At 58.1% G+C, this 6,089-nt stretch carries 6 protein-coding genes and 1 pseudogene; 1 reads left to right on the top strand and 6 read right to left on the bottom strand.

The features are described from left to right. Positions 1–59: 59 nt before the first annotated feature. The 4 genes from EKK30_RS02185 to EKK30_RS02170 all read right to left on the bottom strand — a co-directional run bounded on the left by EKK30_RS02185 (position 60) and on the right by EKK30_RS02170 (position 2,799). A complete protein-coding gene (locus EKK30_RS02185) occupies positions 60–830 on the bottom strand; it encodes an SDR family oxidoreductase (protein ID WP_366927314.1) in 771 nt (256 codons plus the stop codon). Continuing rightward, positions 827–1,210 carry a nuclear transport factor 2 family protein gene (locus EKK30_RS02180; protein WP_290979580.1) on the bottom strand — a complete coding sequence of 128 codons (384 nt, stop codon included), beginning with the start codon at positions 1,208–1,210 and terminating at the stop codon, positions 827–829. The genes EKK30_RS02185 and EKK30_RS02180 overlap by 4 nt, the downstream gene beginning before the upstream one ends. Positions 1,211–1,302: 92 nt before the next feature. Then, positions 1,303–2,163 (bottom strand): alpha/beta hydrolase, encoded by an 861-nt coding sequence (locus EKK30_RS02175; RefSeq protein WP_290979577.1) that lies wholly within the window; start codon positions 2,161–2,163, stop codon positions 1,303–1,305. An 87-nt stretch (positions 2,164–2,250) separates the two neighbouring features. Continuing rightward, positions 2,251–2,799, bottom strand: a complete 549-nt coding sequence (locus EKK30_RS02170) for a carboxymuconolactone decarboxylase family protein (protein WP_290979574.1) — start codon at positions 2,797–2,799, stop codon at positions 2,251–2,253. A gap of 113 nt (positions 2,800–2,912) precedes the next feature. Here EKK30_RS02170 and EKK30_RS02165 point away from each other — a divergent pair, with 113 nt between their 5' ends. Further along, a complete protein-coding gene (locus tag EKK30_RS02165; RefSeq protein ID WP_290979571.1) occupies positions 2,913–3,881 on the top strand; it encodes a LysR family transcriptional regulator in 969 nt (322 codons plus the stop codon). A gap of 794 nt (positions 3,882–4,675) precedes the next feature. Here the strand turns inward: EKK30_RS02165 and EKK30_RS02160 are convergent. Together EKK30_RS02160 and EKK30_RS02155 are read right to left on the bottom strand one after the other, a co-directional pair. After that, a pseudogene (locus tag EKK30_RS02160) lies at positions 4,676–4,939 on the bottom strand (autotransporter outer membrane beta-barrel domain-containing protein); the annotation flags it as partial. A gap of 86 nt (positions 4,940–5,025) precedes the next feature. Continuing rightward, positions 5,026–6,072: a diguanylate cyclase gene (locus EKK30_RS02155; RefSeq protein WP_290979567.1), complete on the bottom strand. Its 1,047-nt coding sequence runs from the start codon at positions 6,070–6,072 to the stop codon at positions 5,026–5,028. Positions 6,073–6,089: the final 17 nt, after the last annotated feature.

Here is a 6,089-nt window from a genome sequence, read left to right as displayed (position 1 = left end):
GTCTGCGCTACCCTCAGCCGCCTTCGCCTCGAGGTTCCACGTTCCCTTCACCATCAAGTTTAGATTACCTTGGTTTCGCCGCCGTCGACGCGCAACGCCGTGCCCATCAACCACTGGCTTTCGGGTGAAAAGAGGAAGGCAATAGCGTTGGCTATATCCTCGGGCCGGCCGTAGCGGGCAATACCCACTTCAGCTGCAAAGCGCTCTGTCGCTGCTTCGAGACTAAGGCCGTTCGCGGTCGCGTAACCCTTTAGCATTGAGCGGCGGCGGTCGGTCATCACCGATCCCGGCAGAATGCTGTTCACTTGTACTCCATCTTTAATGCCACGATCGGCAAACGTTTTGGCAAGAGCCAGAATGGCCGCGTTTATGGTGCCGACCGCCGCGAGCGATGCCTTGGGCGTCAACGCGGAGGTCCCCGATGTGATCGCGACCGAACCGCGCGAAACCTTGAGCGCTTCCCACGCGGCGATGGTGAGCCGTCGGGCGGAATGGAATTTGAGCGCGAGCCCCTCTTCCCATTGCTCGTCGGTCAAATCGAACAGATCCTGCTGCGGGACTGCGCCGGCGATGCAGGCGACAGCGTCTATTCGGTTGAACCGTTCAAGCGTTGCGGCAACAACCGCGGCCGCCGCTTGTGGTTCTCGCAAGTCGCGAGCCACGACTAACGCATCGGCACCTGTGGACATGACCAAATCCGCTGTATTGCGAAGCGATTCTGGCGACCGCGCTACCAACACTATGGCGCTGAAGTCTCGGGCCAACCTGATCGCAGTTGCCCGGCCAATGCCGCGGCTGGCGCCGGTGACGATTGCGACGCGAGCCATCAGCGCCTCGCCTCGGCTATCGCCTGCGTGTCAATATACTGGCGGAAACGGGCGATCTTGCCGTCGCGAAGGGTCCAGACATGGGCGTATCGGGCCTCGGACCGCTTGCCCGACGTTGCGTGCACGCCGACAAACTCGCCAAGGGATACGACAGTGTCGCCTTCGGTGATGAACTCGGTCGGCACCAGCGAGAAGCTCGACCATTCGGCCATGAGCGGTTTGAACAAGCCTTCGGCAACACGGTCGGGGCCACGGCCGTTGACTTTGTAATGCCACATCGTGATCCACTCGATGTCCGGCGCCATCAGGCCAAGCGCGCCGGACGCATTGCCGTTGGAAAGGTAGTCGTAGAAGTTCCGGATAATGTCTTGCGAAGATTTCATGGTCCGTCTCCGAGTTGTTTTTATGAACGGTTCACCGCCAGTGGTGTGATGGTCCGGGCGGCTCGCGGTGCGACGACCGGACCAATGGGTGGTTAGCTCACGTGCTTGGCCAGGAATTCACGCATCGCAGCTCCGATCTCAGGCGCGTGGGTTTCGAGCGCGAAATGACCACTGTCGACGAAGCGAATGTCGGCCGCGGGAACGTCACGTTTGAACGCCTCGGCACCCGGCGGGATGAAGAACGGGTCATTCTTTCCCCAGATCGCCAGCAGTGGCGGCTGATGCTCGCGAAGATAGGCCTGGATGGTTTCGTAGAGCGCGACGTTGGTTTGATAGTCGAGCAGCAGGTCGAGCTGGATTTCGTCGTTACCGGTACGCGCTAGGTAATGGTCGTCGAGATTGCGGCCGTCAGGCGATACCATACTCGGGTCCGCAACGCCGTGGGTGTACTGGAACAGTGTCGTCTCGGGGGCGAGGAACCCGCGCAAAGCGTCACGATTGGTCTGGTTCGGTTCTTTCCAATAGGCCTGGACCGGCGCGAAGGCCTCCGACACGCCTTGGAGATAGGTGTTGCCATTCTGGGTCACGATAGCGGTGATGCGGTCCGGATGTTTCACCGCGATACGGAACCCCACAGGAGCGCCGTAATCGAATACATAAATTGCAAAATGATCGAGACCGAGCACCTCGGTGAAGCGGTCAACGACATTGGCGATATTCTCGAAAGTATAGGCGAACTGTTCACGCGCTGGTTGCTCGGTCATGCCGAAGCCGGGCAGATCCGGGGCGACCACGTGATAGTTGCTGGTGAGTTCGGGAATGAGATCCCGAAACATGTGGCTGGCACTTGGGAAGCCGTGGAGCAACAGAACAGTCGGGCGAGTTGCATCGCCAGCTTCCCGGTAGAAGACTTTGAGGCCATCAACGTCGGCGGTTTTGAAACGAACAGTCATAGGAATTCTCCTTGGTTTGAAGACGTGAGTTAGGGTTCGCGGACGCACAGTGTGCGCCTACGTCGTGGTGTTTTGCGTCGAGTGGGTTCAGGCGAACTTGCGTGCGCCTATGACGGGAAAGTCGATGTCAGTTTGAAGAGCGGAATTGGCGGTGCCTGCGAAAACATTGACGGCAACATGCGCAATGATCTCCACGATCTCGGCATCCGAATAACCGGCCTCTTTAACCGCTGCGAAGTCGGCGTCGCTCACCTTTCCGCGGCCGCGCGCCAATTTGACCGCAAAGCGCACGGCAGCGTTGGCACGGATATCGTTCGATGCGCCATTTCGGTTGGCCGTAATCTCGATGTCGTCGAGCAGGTGCCGCTCACGAACGCGATAGGTCTGCGCCGACACGCAATAGTCACTGCCGTTAACCTCGGCGACTGCCAGCGCGATGCGCTCACGCGTGAGCGGGTCAAGGTCGCCTTTCTCAAGAGCCTCGTAGAAAGCGATCAGGGCTCCCAGGGCCGCCGGGCTGGTGGCCACTATGCGATAAAGATTAGGTATCGCGCCGAGACGTTCGACCGCCTTCGCCAATAAAACCCGCGACGCCGCCGGTACACTCTCGATATTAAGCATAGGAATCCGCGACATTTTGAAATCCAAATTAAGCGTTCTCGCGACTTGCACCCAAAAAGTAGCGCCTTCCTGATTGGTTCAGCAGCCGCTAACTTGGAAACGAAGACTTCCGTAAAGCGAGAGGACCAATGGATAGGTTTGAGGCTATGCGCACGCTGGTGGCGGCAATTGACGGGGGAAGTCTCTCCGCTGCTGCCCGGGCGTTGAACATCCCTCTGCCGACGGTCAGCCGTCGCGTCGCCGATCTCGAGGCTTTTCTGGGATCTCAACTGGTTGTTCGCACGAGCCGCAAACTCCTGCTTACGGAGGCCGGCACGGCTTACGTCATCTCGGCACGCCGAGTACTTGACGAACTGGCAGAGGCGGAGCGCGCCGCTTCGGGCGAGTACCGCGCGCCGCGCGGCGAGTTACTCGTTACGGCGCCGATCGCGTTCGGCTCGCTCAACGTTGCGCCGATCGTTCACGACTTCCTGGCTGCCTATCCCGATGTAACGGTCAGGTTGGTTCTGTCCGACAACGTCATCGATCTCGTGGAATCCCACGTCGATGTCGCGGTCAGGATCGGACGCCTGCCTGACAGCTCCCTCGTCGCGCGGAGGGTCGGCGACATTCGATGGGTGGTCTGTGCGAGCCCAGACTATATTCAGAGACGTGGTGTGCCGAAAACGCCTGCGGCTTTGGCCGATCATGACTGCATTGCGTTCGAGGGACTGCAACGATACAGAGAGTGGCCTTTCGTCGATGGCAATGCCGAGCAGCAGGTGACGATCAACCCACGGTTCTCGATCAATACTGCTGATGGAGTAGTCGGAGGAGCAGTCGCAGGAGTGGGGATCGCGCGTTTACTCTCCTACCAAGCTGTTGAGAGCATCAAAGCAGGCACGCTGGTCCCGTTATTGGTCGATCGAGGCCCGCCAGCCATGCCGGTCCATCTGGTACATGCCGCCCACCAGCAGCAGCCGCTTAAGTTACGGGCGTTCATCGATTTTGTAGCGCCCCGGTTGCAGCAACGTCTGCAAGCTATATCGCGCGACGTTTCCGGCTTTGGCAAAGTGGGATCGACAGTCCCTTCGCCAGATGCGGACGCGTTTTCCTAAGAACGATTTCTCACGTCCGGAGAGTGGTCGTTTGCCCAATGGGCGTCGACCTGGCGTAGACTGGTCTCAGCACTGACCAACGTGATGTCGATCTTAACCGGGATTATGTGCGCCAATCAGAACATGCGTTGGTGCGGTCGTAGATCTCCAAACATGGGAAGTGCTGAAATCCGATCTTGGCTCCGCCGCATTGAGCGACGTCTCTATCAGAAACTCTTTTCTACCAGACGCTAACATCAATGGCAGATGAGTGGTTCAATAGGATTGCAGACGCTCCATCTCTTGCGTTCTGTCACCCGGGAAGGGCCGCGGAGCAGACGTCCGCTTTCTCGGCAAAGCAGCCAATCGTGATGTTGCCGCAAGCTGTCGCTGTCAGAGGCGCAGTTAGCCGAGTTGTAAGAAACACCGCTGGATTGTCGGTTCGGAAAACCGACCGTCCGCCCCAATTATGAAGAACCAGAGTAGGCAATTTTGGCCGCCCCACCCTGCCCCTGGGCTTGGGTCCCATACACCGGGGATCGTACGTGCACCCGGGGTGTGCACATCCTTGCTCACACTATCGGATGCGGATGCGATAGCGTTTTGCGCAAACTTCTCGTTTCGCGTTGATCGTTCGAACTCAAATCAACGACTTGATGTCTCAACGACATCGCACGTCGGCATGCCGGTGGGCGCGGCCGAGCACGTCACCAGGATGCACACATGACAACGAACTACGAGGAGCTCGTTAACGAGAAGACGCTATGTGAAGATCTTTGCTGTCACGATATCTTGCACGATCACTTTGCACCTTAAGCGGGTGAACCACCTTGATAAAGGCGGTAAGCATAGGCGCCGCCAACGACCGCTTGATCACCGTGAAAAACGTAATCGCCGAGAAGCGAGAAACTTCCGGCAGACGTGCCATCGACTTGAACGATTCTAATGCCCTCGACGGTCTGGGCGCCCGTGCCGCCGAGATTGATTACCTGCACATTCGTGCTGCCGGCCGTGTTGCGGCTGACGACGAGGCTATCGGTCGGCGACGCATCGCCGCCAAGCACAGACTCGCACAGAGTCGAAAGGCGAAAGGTGAGCGGAATACCATCCTCCAAGTTCATCGTGACCTTCGTTCGCTGTTGATGCAGGCGATCTGCGCGGCCCATCAATCCTCGTAAAAGGCGAAGTTATTTCGCCCGTTTTTTTTGGCACTATAAAGTGCCACATCGGCGGCCTTCATCAGTTGGTCGGCATCGCGACCATGCTGAGGCGCCAGAGCGATGCCAATGCTTGCGCCGGTGACGGCGATCTGACCAAGAATCGAGTGCGGCTCGTTTATCGTGCGCAGTAGCCGCTGCGCCAGCTCTTCCGCTGTGTTCCATTCTTCAACGCTGAACTGAAGAATGATGAACTCATCGCCGCCTAGGCGCGCCACCACGTCACTCTCACGTACCGATGCCCGCAGACGCTGCGCCACGTTTTGTAAAAGTGCATCGCCTGCAGGATGGCCGAGCGTATCGTTGACGTCCTTAAATCTGTCGAGATCTATCCAATGCAGTGCGAACCCAGTCGTCGGCCTCAGATTCAGAAGCGCGCTATCTAGGGCTTGTCGAAAATGCGTGCGGTTCGCGACTTCTGTGAGTGGGTCGTGGTGGGCAAGCCAGCTGATTTGTTGCTCTGCCTTACGCCGTTCGGTGATATCTTCTTGAACATCGACCCAGCCGCCATCGGGCAGTGGCTTGATCGTAACCAGTATGATTCGTCCATTCCTCAAGTTCTGGACGTGGCTGAACGTTGCGCCACGGCCGATTTCCCCGGCGTGCTGTTCGGCCCAAGCTCGCTGTTGGAGAATTTCTTCTGGGCCGTCTTTGCCTGTTTCCCTTACGACGTAGTAACGCGCAAGATCCGCCAGCGGAGTTCCTCGTTTGGTGAGCGCGTCGGGAAGATCGTAGAGTTCTTGGTAGAACTTATTGCAGACGATCAAGCGCTGCTCTGAGTCAAACATCGACAGCCCGCGAGCCATGTTGTTGAGGGCAATATCGAACCAGCCGTTAAGCTGTTTAAGCTCTTTCTCGCGTATGGAGAGTTCCTCGAGAGCCGCTTTCAGCTCCAGCGCGGTTTGATAGAAATCTTCCGGCGCCTCAGGCAGCCGCGATCCGCCAATCCTCGTTTTTGACGGTAAGTAATTGACGCGCCTCTTGGCCGTGCGCATTCGAGCGAATCCTCCTC

The organism is Hyphomicrobium sp., assembly GCF_003987855.1.
Lineage (GTDB): Bacteria > Pseudomonadota > Alphaproteobacteria > Rhizobiales > Hyphomicrobiaceae > Hyphomicrobium_B.
The sequence above is the reverse complement of the archived record's forward strand: the minus strand, read 5'-3'. Positions and strand labels throughout refer to the sequence as shown.

What these genes read in the sequence shown, in the direction of transcription:
- EKK30_RS02175 (WP_290979577.1), bottom strand. Translation starts at nt 2,163, where the DNA reads ATGACTGTTCGTTTCAAAACCGCCGACGTTGATGGCCTCAAAGTCTTC.
- EKK30_RS02155 (WP_290979567.1), bottom strand. Translation starts at nt 6,072, where the DNA reads ATGCGCACGGCCAAGAGGCGCGTCAATTACTTACCGTCAAAAACGAGG.
- EKK30_RS02170 (WP_290979574.1), bottom strand. Translation starts at nt 2,799, where the DNA reads ATGTCGCGGATTCCTATGCTTAATATCGAGAGTGTACCGGCGGCGTCG.
- EKK30_RS02165 (WP_290979571.1), top strand. Translation starts at nt 2,913, where the DNA reads ATGGATAGGTTTGAGGCTATGCGCACGCTGGTGGCGGCAATTGACGGG.
- EKK30_RS02180 (WP_290979580.1), bottom strand. Translation starts at nt 1,210, where the DNA reads ATGAAATCTTCGCAAGACATTATCCGGAACTTCTACGACTACCTTTCC.